At 61.7% G+C, this 614-nt stretch carries 2 protein-coding genes; both read right to left on the minus strand.

Going from position 1 to position 614, the window contains the following annotated elements:
• A partial coding sequence (locus NP596_RS21780) for a PulJ/GspJ family protein (RefSeq protein ID WP_256617463.1) occupies positions 1-215 on the minus strand: 215 nt, incomplete at its 3' end.
• Positions 212-614, minus strand: a 403-nt coding sequence (gene gspI, locus NP596_RS21785) for a type II secretion system minor pseudopilin GspI (RefSeq protein ID WP_256617464.1), incomplete at its 5' end; no start/stop codon positions are given. The genes gspI and NP596_RS21780, both read right to left, overlap by 4 nt.

A 614-nucleotide genomic window follows, 5' to 3' on the forward strand; every position in this document is an offset into this window, starting at 1 on the left:
GGCCGCGACACGGCCTGCTGCAAATCTTCGTTCAACAGATACAAGGCCTGTTGCAGCTGCCGCAGCTGCGCCGCCTTGGCCTGGGTGGCCCGGCGGGTATCGATGACGGTCTTCAGGCCGCCGTAGGCCATGACGGCCATGATGGCGAAGATCGCCATCGCCACCAGCAATTCCAATAAAGTAAAGCCGCCGGCGCGGTTAAAGCGTTTGTTCATGCGGGATCCGCGATATAGCCGACCAAATCGGCATAAGGGGTTTTCTCGCCCTCCGGAAACACCCGCACCCGATAGCGCCGCACGCCGGCCCCGATGGGATGGCCGGCGCCACGGGAAATTTGCCAATACCAACGCCGTCCGGCCATCTCGTCCCAACCATCGCCGGCCTCGGGCTTGTCCTCGTCCAGCCGCAGCTGCAACAGCCGGTTTTGCGCCACCTGTTCGGCAATGGTGGCGTTTTCCAGAAACCGCAGATTACGGGTATTGTTGGCGGCGATTTTGATCAGGCCGCTCATCAGGATCGCCAATATCGCCAGGGCTATCAACACTTCCAGCAAGGTAAAACCCGCAAGCCCGCGCCCTGTCTTTACAACGGCCATGCGGCGGCGCCCGCTCATG

Origin of the sequence: Methylomonas rivi (assembly GCF_024505165.1) — a bacterium.
GTDB lineage: Bacteria > Pseudomonadota > Gammaproteobacteria > Methylococcales > Methylomonadaceae > Methylomonas > Methylomonas rivi.